We start from the raw sequence: 14,667 nt of genomic DNA, 5'->3' as shown, positions 1-14,667 counted from the left end.
ACGGTTTGATGTCATGTCGTGACTGGTGCGCCAGCCGCAGAGAGACCTGTTATCTCAAGGCCGCACCAGGATTCGTGTGACCCCCGCGAACAGCGTCGTGGCCAGCGTCCAGCCACTGATGATCAGCGCATAGGCCAGCACCTGACCGGACCCGCTCGGATTCCACGCACCCGATTGACCGAGGCTAACCACCGGCACTAAAAGGTCGAGCGTGTATGCGACCGCGTTGAAATGCGGGCCGCCCGCACCCAGCGGTGCAGGACGGTGGGACGCGAAGTAGACCGATCCGGCGGCGAGCAGGCCCAACAACCACAGCCCCGCCAGCCAGGGCCGATACCCGTACCCGACCGTTGCGTCCTGGAGAAGGCCCCACACTTTCGTCGGCACGCCCGCCGCCTCACGTCGCCGCCGTTGCTGAGCCAGCAGCACCCGCCGTGACTCGCCGTCACGCCCCACCGCTCGGTAGCACGCGGCCAACCGCTCATAGGGCTGAGGCTGATAGGCGTCACGAGCCAGCCAGGGCAGTCGTGTCCCCGCCGTCGGCAAAGGCATCAGTTCGTCATAGACGAAGCCGTCCAGGCGCAGCTTGACGGGCCAGGACGCGGCGTCGTCCTCGAACGTCGCAGTCCGTGCCCGCCGCAGATCCAAGCGGTGCGCGGTAAAGCCCTCATTGCAGACCATCGCCCCCTCGACGCGTGCGCCGGAGGCGTCGAGCGTGCCCAGTTGCGCACCGCTCAGCGTGAGCGGCCCGACGACGCGGGCCGAGTCGAGCCGGACCCCGCCCGAAGCCGTGAGGCCTGACAGGTTGACACCGCCCTCGACCGAAATGTGATCCGCGCGCAGCGCAGTTCCACCGCAGTCGTCCACCAGGTCGGCATCGGGCAGCATGAGCCCGCCCTTGATCGTGGCACCGCTGAGGTCGACACCGCCGGTGACGGTGAACCGGTTCTTCGCTCGGGTGTTGCCACGGCGCGCGAACATGCCGGTGTCGACGCGCAACCCCTGCGCCAGCAGGGCGGGCGTGGGTGGGAGGTTGGGCTCCTCGTGGGTGATCCGGGCGCCGTCCAACTCCAGGTAGCCGCCGATGCGCGCGCCGGGGAGCCGGAACTGTCCGTCGACGACAACGTCGTGGCAGTACATCGCAGTGTCGACGACGAGCAGGTCGCCGTAGACGGCGGCGCGTGGCGGCGTCCAGTCTGCGTCAGGGTCCGGTGAATCGGGCGAGGGCGCGGTGATCGTGGTCCCGCTGATCTCGATCTCGAAGACGCGTGCCGCGTAGAGGCCGATCCCGCCGAGGCGGCAGCCCTCCACCTGAAACTCGCCGCGGATCTGGGCACGCGATGCTTCCAGCCCAGAGAGGTAGCAGCCGCGCAGGCGCACACTGCGAGTCTCGGCTTCGGCGAGGTCCAGGCCGTCGTCGAAGCAGCACTGCTCGAAGTCGAGTACGTAGGGGACTTGCGTGTGGGCGAGCGCGAGTCGCCCGACGACACGGACGCCCGCCAGTTTGACGCCCGCGCCGCCGCTGGCTTCAGGCCCGCTGCCGGTCAGCAGCGCGGCGATCACCTCAGCGCGGACGTCACGGGTGCGGGGCCAGGACGTCGCCTTATCGGGGCCGTCGTCGGCTCCGGAACGCAGGTCGACCAGGGCACCGGTGGGGAAAGCGTGCCAGAGTCGCTCCTCAGTGCTCGTCAGCGTGCTGATCTCCAAGCTACTCACGGCATTTGAGCATCGCCGCGCTGGTGCGGCGGCGCAAGGGGATTGCCCGCTGTGGGCGGACGGTCGCGGCGGGCAAGTCTCCGACGAGGGCGTCCCGCGAATTCATGGCGGTGGCGGGTTGAAGGTCAGGCTGGTCTCAGCGACGAAGCCGTCGAGGACGGCGGGCCGGTACTGAAGGCGCTTGAGTCGGTTGCGGATCAGCGTCTCCAGCGCATCGACGGTGACCGCGGCCAGGTTGGCCAGGCTGCGTTTGACATGGGACCACACGCCCTCGACCGGGTTCAGGTCCGGGGCGTAGGCGGGGAGGAGCACAACGGTCAGCCAGGCCCGTCCGGCGATCATCTGTTTCATGGTTGCCGAGACGTGGGTGTTCAGCCGGTCCCAGACCAGGATGATCGGGGCTCTCAGCTGCTGGTGGGCGGCGTCGATCAGCCCGATGTAGTCGCGTTCGGATAAGGAGCGTCGCTCGTTCTTGCGGCGGCGGTGGATGCGCAGCCGGTAGAGCAGCCTCGTGCGCACCCCGGGACGAATCGCGATCAGTCCGGCGATCGACACCCGCCCGGAGCTGCGCCCGGCCACCTTCACGATCGGGGTCTGGCCCCGACGTCCCCAGGTTCGGCCGCGCGGTGGCGTCAGATGCTGGCCTGCCTCGTCCTCGAAGCAAACGAAGGCGCCGAGGGCGGCCTGTGTCCTTATCGCAGGCCACGTTGTTTCCTTCCAGGCGGCGATGGCGAGCTCGTCGCGCTGGGCGGCCCGTCGCGCCGGCATCTGCGGGGTGAAGCCGAGCCGACGGATCAACCGGGCCGCTGCGTCGGCGCTGTAGGAGACATGGAACTTGCGGCCGATCAGCTTGGCGACCCGAGCCCCCGTCCACACCTGGTCCTCATCCCAACCGAACGCCGCCGGGCCCTCATCAAGCATCCGGGCCAGCTTGGCCTGCGACTTCGTACTGAGCTTGCACCGCTGCCCCAGCGGGCCCCGGCTTGCCAGCACCGCCGTCCCGCCGCGCTCGAAATCCGCCCTCCACCGGTACACCGACCGCACCGTCACCCGCAGCCGCTCGGCGATTTTCGAAGGCGTGACGTTCTCGACGAACATCGCGGCCGCCTGCATCCGCAACGCCTCGCGGCGCGCCCGCCCCGCGGCGTCCAGCCCGCCGCCTTGCGCGCATCTCACACCAACGACATAGCGCCGTCAGAGCCGTCCGTCAGCGGATCTCGGCGAGACGACATCAAAGCGCCGTCGTCAGTAAAGGGGGCTCCAAGACCGGACGAAGCCCTGTTGACCGGGGCAGGACGGGCAGCAAACGCCACCTAATCACCGACGGCACGGGCATCCCGCTCGCTGTCACGCTGACTGGCGGCAACCGCAACGACGTCACCCAGCTCATCCCGCTCCTCGAAGCCATGCCATCCGTGCGGGGCAAGCGCGGCCGACCACGGCGCCGACCGGACGTCGTTCTCGCAGACCGCGGGTACGACCACGACAAGTACCGTCGCCTGGTGTGGAAGCTCGGCGTAAAGCCGCTGGTCGCCCGGCGAAGCACCGAGCACGGCTCCGGGCTGGGCACTCAACGCTGGGTTGTCGAGCGCGCCTTCTCGCCCACCTGCACTGGTTCCGCCGCCTGCGGATCCGCTGGGAGGTCCGCGACGACATCCACGAAGCCTTCCTGACCCTCGCATGCGCACTCATCTGCTGGCGGCACTTGAACTCATCCCGATGAAAGCGCGTCACCGCGTGCAAGCGAGGTCACGGGCTGGGAGCTCACCCACCCATTCGTTCCTGGGCGGCCATGACCTCATCGCCGTGCTCGAAGGCCCACGCGCCGAATGCGTCGATCGGGCCGAGCAAGGTCCGCCCCAGAGCGGTGAGTTCGTACTCGACACGAGGTGGCGCTTCGGCATAGGCATGCCGTGCCACCAGCCCGTTGAACTCCAGCCGCCGCAGCGTCTCGGTCAGGACCTTGGGACTGATGCCGCCGATGCGCTCGCGTAGTTCGCTGGGACGCCTGGGACCGTCCCGCAGAACCCAGATCAGCACGGCGTTCCAGGTGTTGGAGAGGAGGTCAAAGGCGAGGCGGGCGCGGCAGTCAGCGAGGTAGGCGTCGGTCGTCACGTACCAAATGGTGCCTGACGGGTTTCCTAGTGTCGTCCCGAAAGCGGTTGGAGTAGATGCGGAGAGGGGCGTATCGATGAAGATCGGTGTGCTGGGAACGGGGAACATGGCTGACGCACTGGCCACGCAGTGGGTGCGGGCCGGACATGAGGTGTTCGTCGGAGGCCGGAACGAGCAGAAGGCCCAGCGGCTGGCGACGCGCATCGGCGGTGCGGGGCACGGGAATCTGTGGGCGGCAGCCGGCTTCGGCGAGGTGGTGCTGGCAGCGCTGCCGTACGGCGCGGGAGCGGACATCGTCAGGGAGCATCAGTCGGCGCTGAAGGGGAAGGTCCTGCTCGACTGCGCCAATCCGGTCGGGCCCGGCTTCCGGCTGCTGACGGAAGGCGGCCCCTCGGCCGCGCGCCGATTGGCTGCGGCGGCACCGGGCGTGCACGTCGTCAAAGCGTTCAACCTCTGTCACGAGGACGTGTGGCGGATGACCCCGCCGGTCTTCGACGGTCAGCCCCTGACCGTTCCGATCTGCGGGGACGACGAGGCGGCACTCGCACTGGCACGCAAGCTGGTGCGGGACATGGGCTGCGAGCCGGTGGCCGGGGGCGGGCTGGACCGCGCCGGACTGCTGGAGGCGACCGCCGCGCTGTTCATCGGACTGTGGGTGGCGGAGCGGGCGGACGTACGGGCGATCGCGCCGCCGCTGGCCTATGCGACAGGTCCACGAGCCGAGAATGCGTGAAGCCTCCAGGGCATTGCGTTAGCAGCTCTAAACATCGTCTGAACTGGGAAGACGGCCAATATGAGCATTTGCCGACAAGGGTCGCCAAGATCCTCAAAGGGCTCGTAATCCGTCGGCCGTGGGTTCGAGTCCCACCCGCCCCACCAGTGCAGGGCTCTGAGCGGCGGAAACGCTCATTTTTCGGTGTCTGATCGTCATCGGCGATAGTAGGGCATGAGGGCGAGGCGAGCTGGGACGGCGTTCTGCGCGGATGCTGGCCACGGACCGGTGGGGTGGCGGTGGGTGCCGGACCGGGGCCAGCTACCTCGTTGAAGACCGCCGAGCGCGCGCTACCTGTTGGCGGAGAAGAACAACCAGCCGTCCCTGGCACGACAGTTGAGCCCGCTGCCCTGGAGTCATGTCCCCATTCTGGACTGTTCCCGCGAACGCGGGAGGGCTGGGAAGAGATCCGCGAAGTCAAGATCGTCACCGTCAGCAGACTGCGCTTCCTGCATGCCCGCCAGGTGGTGCGCATCCGCCGCAAGCGCCGCCGCATCGGCGAGAAGGAGCGGCAGGCCGAGACCGCCTACGCTGTCACCGGTCTGCGCGCCGAGCAGGCCACCGCGAAGAAGATCGCGGCCCGAGCACGTGCGTACTGGGTCATCGAGAACACCGTCCACCGGACCAAGGACGTCACCTTCAGCGAGGGCGCCAGTCAGGTCCGCCACCACAGCCCGGTCGTCGTGAGCGGCTTGCGCGGTCTGGCCCGCGCTACCCTCCACCGGGCCGGCGGGTCAGCATCGCCGGCGGATGACGTGCTTACGCCCAGTCCGAAGCGGTCCCCGCCCTCCGGGGAATCCGGTGATCAAATCGGACGCCCACGCCGCGGCGCCCTGAGGATCTCCCGTGTGCCGTGGCGCTCCCCGCGGATAAGGTGGACGGTGATTGACAGGGACGGGCTGGGCGAGGGCGGCGGACGGCGTGGGCGGTGCCGAGGAGAGCAGGAGCACGGGCACCGGGCGCCCGACGTCACGGGACGTCGCCCGGCTCGCCGGCGTGTCGCACACCGCGGTGTCCTTCGTGTTCAACGGCCGAGCCGAGGGCAACCTCTCGCCCGCCACCCAGGAACGCATCCGGCAGGCCGCGGCCCGGCTGGGCTACCGCCCCGACCCGGTGGCCCGCGGTCTGCGCCGTCGCCGTACGGCCGTGATCGGGCTGGTCACCGATGAGATCGCGTCCTCGCCGTTCGCCGGTCGGCTGCTGCGCGGCGCCATGGAGACCGCCTGGGCCAGCGACCATCTCGTCCTCACCGTCGACTCCGGCGGTGACCCGGCCAAGGAGGACGCGGCCGTCGCGGAACTGCTCGACCGGCGCGTGGACGGCATCATCTACGCGGCCATGTCACTGCGCCGGGTCCGCGTCCCCGAGGGCCTGCACCGCACCCACTCCGTGCTGGCCAACTGCCTGCCCGAGGACGACTCGCTGCCCGCCGTGGTCCCTGCCGAGCGCGCCGGTGGCCGTACCGCGGCCCGGCTGCTGCTCGGTGCGGGCCACCGCCGGCTCGCCGTGATCGGCGGTCTGGACGACATCGCCTCGGTGGAACGTACCCGCGGCTTCCGGGACGCGCTGCGCGCCGAGGGCGTCACCGTGCCCGAGGAGTGGATCGTGCGCGGCGGCGGGGAGATCTCCGCCGGATACGCGGGGGCGCTGCGCCTGCTCGACGGGGTCGAGCCGGGCCGTCGCCCCACTGGCGTCCTGTGCTACAACGACCGGGTCGCGGCGGGTGTCCTGCACGCCGCGACCCGGCTCGGGATCGACGTGCCCGCCGATCTGTCCGTGGTCGGTTACGACGACCAGGAGCACATGGCCGCGTTCCTCACACCGCCGCTCACCTCGGTCGCGCTGCCGCACCGGGCGATGGGCGAGGCGGCGGCCCGGCTGGTCTTGGATGCCATCGAAGCCGGCCGTACGCCGCCCGCGACCGTCCGGCGCCTGGCCTGCCCTGTGGTCAGCCGCGCCTCCGTGGGTCCGGCGCCCACCCGGTGACCCGGGCACCCGGCCCGTCGACGACCAGCTCGGCGATGTCGCCGGGGCGCCGGTAGACGCGCTCGGTGACCATGGCCCGTTCCGCGACGAAGAGTTCGAGGAGCGAGCCGTCGACGAGCAGCCGGAGCGCGAGTTCCGGCCCCTTCGGCACATGCACGGTGATCGGGGCGGAGCCTTCCCTGCCGGTCCGGGGCCAGGCGCTGCGGTCGAGAACGACGGTCCCCGTGGCAGGGTCCGCCCGGACGGTCAGCTCCCGGCCCGCCGCGCCCCGGAGCAGGCTCGCCGTGGTCGGTTCACATGCGGTGACCGTCAGGTCGTACGTGTGGGGAAGCGGCACCCGGCCCGGCGCGGTGACGAACGGCTCGGCCGGGCGCAGCAGGTCGAGTTCCGGGGCCGGACTCACCCGCAGTGAACCGTCGGGGTGGATGTCGACGACCCGTGGCGCGGTGAGTACGCCCGCCCATCCGGCCCGGTGCATCTCCTCTTGCGGGCGGGCCTCCCACGACCAGCCCCACAGCAGTGCGCGGTCCGGCTCCTGGAGCACGGCGGGAGCGTAGAAGTCCCGCCCCTGGTCGAGCCGGCCGCCGGCGCGCGACACAAACCTCAACGCGCGCTGGCCATCGGCCTGCAGACGACCGGTCAGGTATCCGGTGGAGCAGGGATCTCCGTCCCACAGGGACACCAGAAGCACGTGGTCGCCGCCTGCTGTCCGGTACAGGTGCGGGCACTCCCAGCCCACCGACTTGTCGCCGAACACGCCCACGGCCACCGGGTCCTTGCCGTCCAGCAGCACACCGGCGAACCGCCAGTCGGTCAGGTCGTCGCAGTCGTAGAGCAGGACCGACGGCGTGCCGTCGGCGTGCCCGGCCCCGACGAGGGCCCAGCGCCTGCCCGCGCAGCGGAAGACGAACGGGTCGCGGAACATCACCACGTCCAGTCCCGGCGGCGACCCTGCCACCACCGGCGTCGGTAGCGGCTTCCACTCGGTCAGCCGCTCGTCGTCCGGGTCCGCCGCCCGCGCCAGGCAGATGGTGCCGAGTCCGGCGTGGGCACGGTCGACTCCCGTGTATACGGCGGTCGGTGTGCCGGCGTCGTCGATCACGCAGCCCGACCAGCAACCGGCCTCGTCGGGGCCGCCCGGCGTCGGCGTGAGGGCGACCGGGTGGTGTTCCCAGTGGACGAGGTCGCGGCTGGAGGCGTGGCCCCAGTGGATGTCGGCGTGGACCGGGGCGTCCGGGTTGTACTGGTAGAAGAGGTGCCGGCGGCCGCGCCAACGGAACGGACCGTTGGGGTCGTTGATCCAGCCCCAGGCCGGACTGATCCGGAACCGAGGTGCGTGGGGGTCGTGGCTCACCGGTTGACTCCTGCCGAGGTGATGCCCTCGCGCAGAGGGCGCTGGCCGACGACGAACACGGCGACGGCGGGGAGCATCGAGAGCACGACCCCGGCCAGGACCACCGAGATCGACCCGGTGCCGAGGTTGCCCTGCAGGGAGACCAGACCCAGCGGAAGCGTGTAGTTCTGGCTGGAGGTCTCCAGGATCAGTGGACGGAAGAACTCGTTCCAGTGGTAGTTGAAGGCCAGCACGCCGACGATCGCCAGGCCGGGTGTGGCCAGCGGCGAGTACACCGAGCGGAAGATCCGCCAGGGCCCCGCACCGTCCAGCATGGCCGCCTCGCCCAGGTCCTTCGGCATACCGAGGAAGTACTGGCGCATCAGGAAAGTGCCGAAGGCCGTCGGGAAGGCCGGGATGATCAGGCCGAGGAGCGTGTCGGTGAGGCCCATCGACTTCAGCACCAGGAATACCGGCACGATGGTGACCTGCAACGGCACCATCATGGTCGCCAGGACCAGGCCGAAGAGCGGCTTCTTGAGACGGAACTCCAGGCGTGCGAAGGCGTATCCGGCCAGGCCCGCCGTGATCATCTGGCCGACGGCGATCAGTGCCGTCACCAGCGTGGAGTTCAGGGCGAGCAGCCACACGTCGATCTGCTGGAAGACCCCGCGGTAGGCCGCGGTCGTCGGGTGCGTCGGGATGATCTGCGGGGGCAGGTCGAAGGACTGGGCCGGAGTGCGCAGTGAGGTGGCGACGGTCCAGATGACCGGGCCCAGCGTCAGCAGGGCGCACACGGTCAGTCCAGCGATCCGGGCCCAGGGGGTGAGTGAGTAACGTACGCGACTCAGGGTCGGGGTTGCTTGGCTCATGCGGCTCACCGGCTCACTGGTAGTGGACGAAACGCCGGCTGAGCCGGAACTGGAGGGCGGTGACCGCCATGATCAGCACGAAGAGCAGCACGCCCACCGCGGATGCCTCGCCGAAGTCGAGCTGCTCGAAGGCCCTCTCGTAGATCACCATCACCACGGTGCGGGTGGCGTCGCCGGGTCCGCCGTCGGTGAGGACGTAGGGCTGTTCGAAGACCTGCAGGGCATTGATGATGCCGACCACCGACGCGACGAGCAGCGTCGGCGACAGCAGCGGCAGCGTGATGCCGAGGTGCTTGCGCAGGCCGGTCGCGCCGTCGAGAGCGGCGGCCTCGTGGATCTCCTTGGGGATGTTGTTCAGACCGCCGACGAACAGCAGGAACGAGAAACCGAACTGCTGCCAGACGTAGACCAGGATCACCGTGGCCATCGCCGCGTGCTCCGAGGTCAGCCAGGGCACGGGCGCGACGCCGACCAGGCCGATCAGCCAGTTCACCACCCCGAAGTCCTGGTTGAACAGGTACTTCATCACCACCGAGATCGAAGCGGCGGACAGCACCAGCGGGAAGAAGAACGCCGAACGGAACACCGACCGCAGCCACACCGGCATCCGCCCGTTCAGCGCGAGCGCCAGCGCCAGCGCGATCAGCAGTTGCAGCGCGACCGCGAGGACCATGAAAAGGAGCGTGTTGCGGAAGGAGACCAGGACGGTCGAGTCCGTGAAGGTCGTGCGGTAGTTGGCGCCGCCGGCGAAACGGGGCGGGTCGATCACGTTCCAGTGGAACAGGCTCAGCACGATGGACCCGATGATCGGCACGACCGTGAAGACGACGATGCCGACGACCGTGGGCGCCAGGAACAGCGCGGCCAGCAGCCGGGCGCCGCGGTCGCGGACAGACGGCCGCTCGGCGACGGCGGGTGGCGTGGAGGGCCGCGGACGTACGGCCGGGACCTGGGTGTTCGTCATACCTCACGCTCCATGGCCTGCTCCAGGTCGCCCTGCATCCGGCGCAGCGCGGGACCCACCGCACGCGGCGAGGCCAGCGCGGTGCCGGTGTACTTGAGCAGGACGTCGGTCACCTCGGCGACCTGCGGCGGCGCGGGGATCGGGCCGGTGTCGGGAAACCGGTCGAGGGTGTCGTAGAAGACCTGCCAGTGTGCCGGGCCGCTCGCGGCGTAGCGTGCGGCGTTCAGCATCGAACGCCGGGCCGGGGTGGTCTGGTTGCTCTGGAACAGCCGGGTCATGGTGTCCTTGCGGGCCGCGTATTTGATGAACTCCCAGGCGGCTTCCTGCTTCTTCGAGGTGCGCAGCAGCGCGTAGCCCGCCGCGCCGAACTGGTGGCGCTGGGTACGCCAGCGTGGGAAGTACTGCACGTCGTAGTCGGCGGCCCGCATGCCGGCCAGATGCAGGCCGCCCGCCCAGAAGCCGCCCGCCGGTGTGACGCCGACGCGGCTGGTGGAGAACACGCCGACCAGATTGCTGCCGTTGCCGCCCTCGGGCCGGGTGCACAGGTCCTCCTGAACGAGGGAGGCGAGATAGTCGTACGCCTCCTCGACCCGGTCGGCGGTGGCCTGCGGGGTCGTCCAGCGGAAGCCCCCGCCGCGCCCCTGCCGGTCGGCGGCCGGGTAGAAGGTGTCCCACAGCCAGGAGCCGCCGGGCGCCTTCGACTCCTTCAGCAGGTTCGTGCCGTTCGCGAAGAGCCAGGGCACCACGCCGCCCCACAGCCGGTTGGTCCAGAAGTACGGCGTGAAGTGCGCATCGCCGGCACGTTTCATCTCCCGCAGCAGCGCGGTGAAGTCGTCGCGGCTCCAGTCGGCCGCCGGGAAACCCGCGCCTGCCCGTTTCAGCACCTGCTTGTTGAGGTAGATGTCGGCGGCGTTGAACTCCATCGGCAGTTGGTAGAGGTTCCCCTCGTACATCATCGACTCCACCAGCGAGGGGTGGACGTCGGCGAAGTACTCACGCAGCTGTGCCGCGTCCCGCCGCACCCAGCGGTCCAGGGGCACGCCGAGCCGCCGGGCGAACAACTGCACGCCCTCGGTGGCCACATACACCAGGTCGGGGGCGGTGCCCGCGGCGATCTGGGTGAGGATCTTCGCGAAGAAATCCGACCAGTCGACGGCCTGCACCGCGTTCACCCGCAGCGGGATGTCGGGGTGGAGCCGGTGGAAGCCCTTGGTGAGGGCGTCGACGGTGGCCGGGTCGAAGGCGGAGCCGAGGGTGGCGACGACGAGGGAGCCGTCGTCACGGCCGGGGATGTCGGCTCCCGTGAGCCGGTCCCAGCTCGCGGCGGTCGCGGCCAGGGCGGCTGCTCCGGCCCCGTATGCGCCGTACCGCAGCAGCGTGCGGCGGGGGAGGTGCGAGTCAGTCATCAAACGGGCCTAACTCGTGTTAGATCAGGGTTGATGCCCCAGATGATGTGAACCGGGCAGCAGGCCTGTCAAGGGTCCGGAACGCTTGACCTTTAACGAGTTAGGTCTACAGTCCTCGTTCACATGAGCCGAATTTTCACGCCCTCCGCGTTGTGAGTCGCACTCGCGTGCGTGACGAGCCGCCACGGGCCCTCATGGGCCGCCACGAGAGGAACGATGCGTCATGCCCGGAACATCGGGGATTTCCAGGAGATCACTGTTCGCGGGATCGGCGGCGGGCACCGCCGCCGCGCTGTTGCCCACCGCAGCGGCCACGGCCGCCCCGGAGCCCAAGCCCGGGGCCACGGCCAAGAGCAGGACCAAGTCCGCGGCGAGCGGGGCGAGTTACCGCGCCGCGTACCACTTCACGGTCCCCGACCAGTGGAAGAACGACCCGCAGCGGCCCGTCTGGATCGACGGCGAGTACCACTACTACTACCTCTACAACGCCGACTACTTCACCGGTGCCGTCGGCACCGCGTGGCGCCTGGCCACCACCAAGGACCTGGTCTCCTTCGCCGACCGCGGCGTCGCCGTGCCCAAGGACACCACGCCCAACGGCGATCTCTGGTCGGGTTCGGCGGTGGTCGACACCGGCAACTCGGCCGGATTCGGCGCGGGCGCGGTCGTCGTCATCGTCACCATGTCCCCCGGCGGCGGCACCGACCACCAGGAGCAGTTCCTGTACTACTCGACCGACGGCGGCCTCACCTTCGACAACTACGGAACCGACCCCGTCCTGCCCAACCCAGGCGTCGCCGACTTCCGCGACCCCAAGGTGATCCGCGACGAGGACCGGGGCCGCTGGATGATGGCCCTCGCCGAGAACGACAAGATCGGTTTCTACCACTCCGACGACCTCAAGTCCTGGACGTACGTGAACGGTTTCGTCCACGACGGCATCGGCGTCCTGGAGTGCCCCGACCTGTTCCGCATCACCGCCGATGACGGCACCGTGAAATGGGTGCTCGGCGCGAGCGCCAACGGGAAGAGCTCGGGGCTGCCCAACACGTACGCCTACTGGACGGGTTCCTTCGACGGCAGCGCGTTCACCGCTGAGGCGAGTGACCCGCAGTGGCTCGACCACGGCTGGGACTGGTACGCCGCCGTCACCTTCGAGAAGCGGGACGCGAGCGGCGCGGTGGACGCGGCTGCCCGGTACGCGATCGGATGGGTGAACGACTGGGACTACGCCGACACCACTCCCACCATCGACTGCGACGGCTTCAACGGCACCGACTCCATCGTTCGCGAGATCACCCTGAAGAAGGCATCCGACAACACCTACTACCTCGCCTCCAAGCCCGTCGCCGGCCTCGACTCGCATGTCTCCCGCACCGTGAACCTGGGCGACGTGACCGTGGACGGCACGAAGGTGCTCGACTACACCGGTATCTCCTACGAGGTGACGACCGAGATCACCTGGTCCCGACTCACCGGCGCCGGCCTCCAGCTGAGGCGCTCACCCGACGGCGGTCGGCACATCGATGCCGGGATCTACGCCAACTACGTCTTCCTCAACCGACGCAACACGGTGAACGCCGACACGTCCGGCAAATGGCAGGAGAGCCACACCCCGTTCGACCCGTCCGCCGGCACGGTGAAGCTGCGCATCCTGGTGGACCGCACGTCGGTGGAGATGTTCGTCGACGACGGCCGCTACGTGCACACCAGCCAGGTGTTCCCGTACCTGCTGGACACCCGGCTCGCACTGTTCACGATCGGCGGCAGCGCGGTGTTCCACAACACGGTGGTACGCGAGTTCTCGGTGTGAGGCCAGCCAGGGGCGCGGGTGCACACCATACGCGTGAACCCGATCGGCAACACCGGAACGGGCCGCCCGGTCCTGGAAGGATCAGTGCTCCGCCCCGCTGACGCGGCGAAGCCGAACGTCTTCCGCGTCCGGGCCGTATGGCTCATGTCGGCGAGGCTGTCCTGACCTCCCACCGCATTCCGAGATCAAACCGGGCGAACGCGGCTCTCCCCGGACCTTGCCCCGGCGGAGCCCCTGCGCGTTGGAAGGGGAATCCGCCGCGGTCGAGTACGAGCCCCGTTCGCGAGCTGGCGAGACCCTCCCGCGCGGCGCTTGCCTGGCTCCGTGGGGCCTGATTGAGGCCGCAAGGACAGGAACAAATCGTGGTGCTGTGGTCGATGACCATGCTCATGAGCGGTCGCCTGGCCGGACGCCGCCCGGCCGGCTTCAGACGGCCGGCACCGCGAGCGCGATGAACACTCCCGGCCGCACCTGGAGTGCCCACCCTCGCTCCACCAGTCGTTTCGCCTTCGATCTCAGTCCCTCGACCTTCGCCGGGATGGCCTCCAGTCCCAGCCCGACGGCCAGTTGCCGGCAGCGCTTGCCCTCCCGGCCCGCCTCAGATTCCGGCACCGACAAGATCCGCGGTAGTCCGGCGCGAGGGCTGTCGCCGCCGTACCCGTCTCCCGCCGGGGGCACCGTCGAACCCGTCACCGCGCTTCCCGTCGGCTCCGTAACCATCGAAGGCGGCCCGGCCAGCACCTCGGTCACTGTCACCCGGGCATCCACCAACCGCTGAAGCTCGCGTTCGGCCTCACCGAGCGCGGCCTGCACCCGCTGGGCCTCCTGCTGCAACCGCGCGATCTCCTCCCGGACCCTCTTCTCCCTGGCCTCCAGCAGACCGAACACCGACGCCACCAGCCGCCTCCACGAGCCAAACGAGCGGACGAAATCAGGCCCATCTCTCCCGCCATCGACCGGAGTTCATGCCCACCGGCCCCGAACCAACCGATCACGTTCGGAAAGCGGATGACGTCTGAGACGACGTCTGGCATTTACTCGCCTAGGACCACATCACCCGAGATTCCCAGCTGCCCCACATCTCAACTGAACTGGTCGTCGCAGGTCGCAGCTCCGTCCTCGGCTCAGATCATCAGAGACGGGACAGCGGTGGTCGGGCGGGTGTGGACGTCGGTGGTGGCTTCGCGGGTGACTGGGTCGGGGTCGTCCAGGTGGGCGGCGTTCAGTTCGGCGGCCGGGGCCAGCACCGGCGCCGGGTTGGTGGCGGTGCGCAGGTGGTGCATCTGGGCGGCGGCGCGCTTGCCCGGGGTGGCGGCCTGGTGGGCGGGTGGGGATCAGGGAGTGCAGGCCGCGCGGCGGGGAGCTGGTCACTGCCCTGTTCTCCCGGCTCCGGCCAGGCTCCGGTGCCACATCAGGTTTTGGCGGCCTGGCCGGCGGCGGCCGCCTCCTTGAGACGGGTGGCGCACCGAAATCTCAGCCGGTCTGGACTGGTGCGTGCGGATGCGATGTGCCGTCTCGATCGGATGGACAGCCAGAGAATCGCGCCCGGATCTCGCTCGGACGTCGCATGGTCGAGTCGGGCGGGTGAGGGGCATCCCGGCGTTGCGGTGCGGCGGCGACGCGGCCGAGCGCAAGGCCCGCGCCCCGGGCCGAGGCGCCGCCCCGAGCGGGTGGGGTGGCGTCAGGTTCC

Annotated in this window: 13 protein-coding genes and 1 pseudogene; 4 read left to right on the top strand and 10 right to left on the bottom strand. The window is 69.6% G+C overall.

The genetic code is table 11. The annotated features are described in order from the left end of the window. Nucleotides 1-54: 54 nt before the first annotated feature. Nucleotides 55-1,707 carry a hypothetical protein gene (locus AVL59_RS23550; RefSeq protein ID WP_067307757.1) on the bottom strand — a complete coding sequence of 551 codons (1,653 nt, stop codon included), beginning with the start codon at nucleotides 1,705-1,707 and terminating at the stop codon, nucleotides 55-57. A gap of 111 nt (nucleotides 1,708-1,818) precedes the next feature. After that, entirely contained in the window at nucleotides 1,819-2,892 is a 1,074-nt protein-coding gene (locus AVL59_RS50770) for an IS630 family transposase (RefSeq protein ID WP_079146922.1), read from the bottom strand. A gap of 74 nt (nucleotides 2,893-2,966) precedes the next feature. Here AVL59_RS50770 and AVL59_RS49050 point away from each other — a divergent pair. Further along, nucleotides 2,967-3,439, top strand: a pseudogene (locus AVL59_RS49050) (IS5 family transposase); the annotation flags it as partial. 41 nt (nucleotides 3,440-3,480) lie between these two features. On the opposite strand, the gene AVL59_RS23535 reads toward AVL59_RS49050, so the two are convergent. Beyond that, nucleotides 3,481-3,831: a winged helix-turn-helix transcriptional regulator gene (locus AVL59_RS23535; protein WP_067307751.1), complete on the bottom strand. Its 351-nt coding sequence runs from the start codon at nucleotides 3,829-3,831 to the stop codon at nucleotides 3,481-3,483. A gap of 76 nt (nucleotides 3,832-3,907) precedes the next feature. Here AVL59_RS23535 and AVL59_RS23530 point away from each other — a divergent pair, with 76 nt between their 5' ends. Then, the gene (locus tag AVL59_RS23530) at nucleotides 3,908-4,564 is read left to right on the top strand and encodes an NADPH-dependent F420 reductase (protein WP_237281634.1); all 657 of its coding nucleotides are present in this window, start codon (nucleotides 3,908-3,910) and stop codon (nucleotides 4,562-4,564) included. Between the two features lie 395 nt (nucleotides 4,565-4,959). Here the strand turns inward: AVL59_RS23530 and AVL59_RS23525 are convergent, their stop codons facing one another. Next, nucleotides 4,960-5,223 carry a hypothetical protein gene (locus tag AVL59_RS23525; RefSeq protein WP_159400032.1) on the bottom strand — a complete coding sequence of 88 codons (264 nt, stop codon included), beginning with the start codon at nucleotides 5,221-5,223 and terminating at the stop codon, nucleotides 4,960-4,962. Between the two features lie 301 nt (nucleotides 5,224-5,524). Between AVL59_RS23525 and AVL59_RS23520 the strand changes: the two genes are divergently transcribed. After that, nucleotides 5,525-6,589, top strand: coding sequence for a LacI family DNA-binding transcriptional regulator (locus tag AVL59_RS23520; RefSeq protein ID WP_067307743.1), 1,065 nt, complete (start codon nucleotides 5,525-5,527; stop codon nucleotides 6,587-6,589). Here AVL59_RS23520 and AVL59_RS23515 read toward each other — a convergent pair. The 4 genes from AVL59_RS23515 to AVL59_RS23500 are packed head-to-tail and all read right to left on the bottom strand — an operon-like array spanning nucleotide 6,552 to nucleotide 11,164. After that, on the bottom strand, nucleotides 6,552-7,943 hold the full coding sequence (locus AVL59_RS23515) for a glycoside hydrolase family 32 protein (RefSeq protein WP_067307741.1): 1,392 nt from the start codon (nucleotides 7,941-7,943) through the stop codon (nucleotides 6,552-6,554). The two genes, AVL59_RS23520 and AVL59_RS23515, sit on opposite strands and share 38 nt — an antisense overlap. Beyond that, nucleotides 7,940-8,794 carry a carbohydrate ABC transporter permease gene (locus tag AVL59_RS23510; RefSeq protein ID WP_067307740.1) on the bottom strand — a complete coding sequence of 285 codons (855 nt, stop codon included), beginning with the start codon at nucleotides 8,792-8,794 and terminating at the stop codon, nucleotides 7,940-7,942. Before AVL59_RS23510 ends, AVL59_RS23515 begins: the two co-directional genes overlap by 4 nt. A gap of 13 nt (nucleotides 8,795-8,807) precedes the next feature. Further along, entirely contained in the window at nucleotides 8,808-9,758 is a 951-nt protein-coding gene (locus AVL59_RS23505; protein ID WP_067307734.1) for a carbohydrate ABC transporter permease, read from the bottom strand. Continuing rightward, entirely contained in the window at nucleotides 9,755-11,164 is a 1,410-nt protein-coding gene (locus AVL59_RS23500; RefSeq protein WP_067307733.1) for an extracellular solute-binding protein, read from the bottom strand. Before AVL59_RS23500 ends, AVL59_RS23505 begins: the two co-directional genes overlap by 4 nt. A 223-nt stretch (nucleotides 11,165-11,387) precedes the next feature. On the opposite strand from AVL59_RS23500, the gene AVL59_RS23495 reads away from it, so the two are divergent. Next, entirely contained in the window at nucleotides 11,388-12,977 is a 1,590-nt protein-coding gene (locus tag AVL59_RS23495) for a glycoside hydrolase family 32 protein (protein WP_067307730.1), read from the top strand. A 426-nt stretch (nucleotides 12,978-13,403) separates the two neighbouring features. Here AVL59_RS23495 and AVL59_RS23490 read toward each other — a convergent pair whose 3' ends face one another. Together AVL59_RS23490 and AVL59_RS52440 are read right to left on the bottom strand one after the other, a co-directional pair. After that, the gene (locus AVL59_RS23490) at nucleotides 13,404-13,874 is read right to left on the bottom strand and encodes a hypothetical protein (RefSeq protein ID WP_067307727.1); all 471 of its coding nucleotides are present in this window, start codon (nucleotides 13,872-13,874) and stop codon (nucleotides 13,404-13,406) included. Nucleotides 13,875-14,101: 227 nt separating this feature from the next. Next, entirely contained in the window at nucleotides 14,102-14,260 is a 159-nt protein-coding gene (locus AVL59_RS52440; RefSeq protein ID WP_159400031.1) for a hypothetical protein, read from the bottom strand. Nucleotides 14,261-14,667 lie beyond the last annotated feature (407 nt).

Source organism: Streptomyces griseochromogenes (assembly GCF_001542625.1).
Taxonomy (GTDB): domain Bacteria; phylum Actinomycetota; class Actinomycetes; order Streptomycetales; family Streptomycetaceae; genus Streptomyces; species Streptomyces griseochromogenes.
Note: the sequence above shows the minus strand (reverse complement) of the source record. Positions and strands in the feature narration are given on the sequence as shown.

Bases quoted from the DNA above. Each gene is read 5' to 3' on its own strand.
- AVL59_RS23505 (WP_067307734.1), bottom strand. From the start codon at position 9,758: ATGACGAACACCCAGGTCCCGGCCGTACGTCCGCGGCCCTCCACGCCA.
- AVL59_RS52440 (WP_159400031.1), bottom strand. From the start codon at position 14,260: ATGCACCACCTGCGCACCGCCACCAACCCGGCGCCGGTGCTGGCCCCG.
- AVL59_RS23530 (WP_237281634.1), top strand. From the start codon at position 3,908: ATGAAGATCGGTGTGCTGGGAACGGGGAACATGGCTGACGCACTGGCC.
- AVL59_RS23495 (WP_067307730.1), top strand. From the start codon at position 11,388: ATGCCCGGAACATCGGGGATTTCCAGGAGATCACTGTTCGCGGGATCG.
- AVL59_RS23510 (WP_067307740.1), bottom strand. From the start codon at position 8,794: ATGAGCCAAGCAACCCCGACCCTGAGTCGCGTACGTTACTCACTCACC.
- AVL59_RS23500 (WP_067307733.1), bottom strand. From the start codon at position 11,164: ATGACTGACTCGCACCTCCCCCGCCGCACGCTGCTGCGGTACGGCGCA.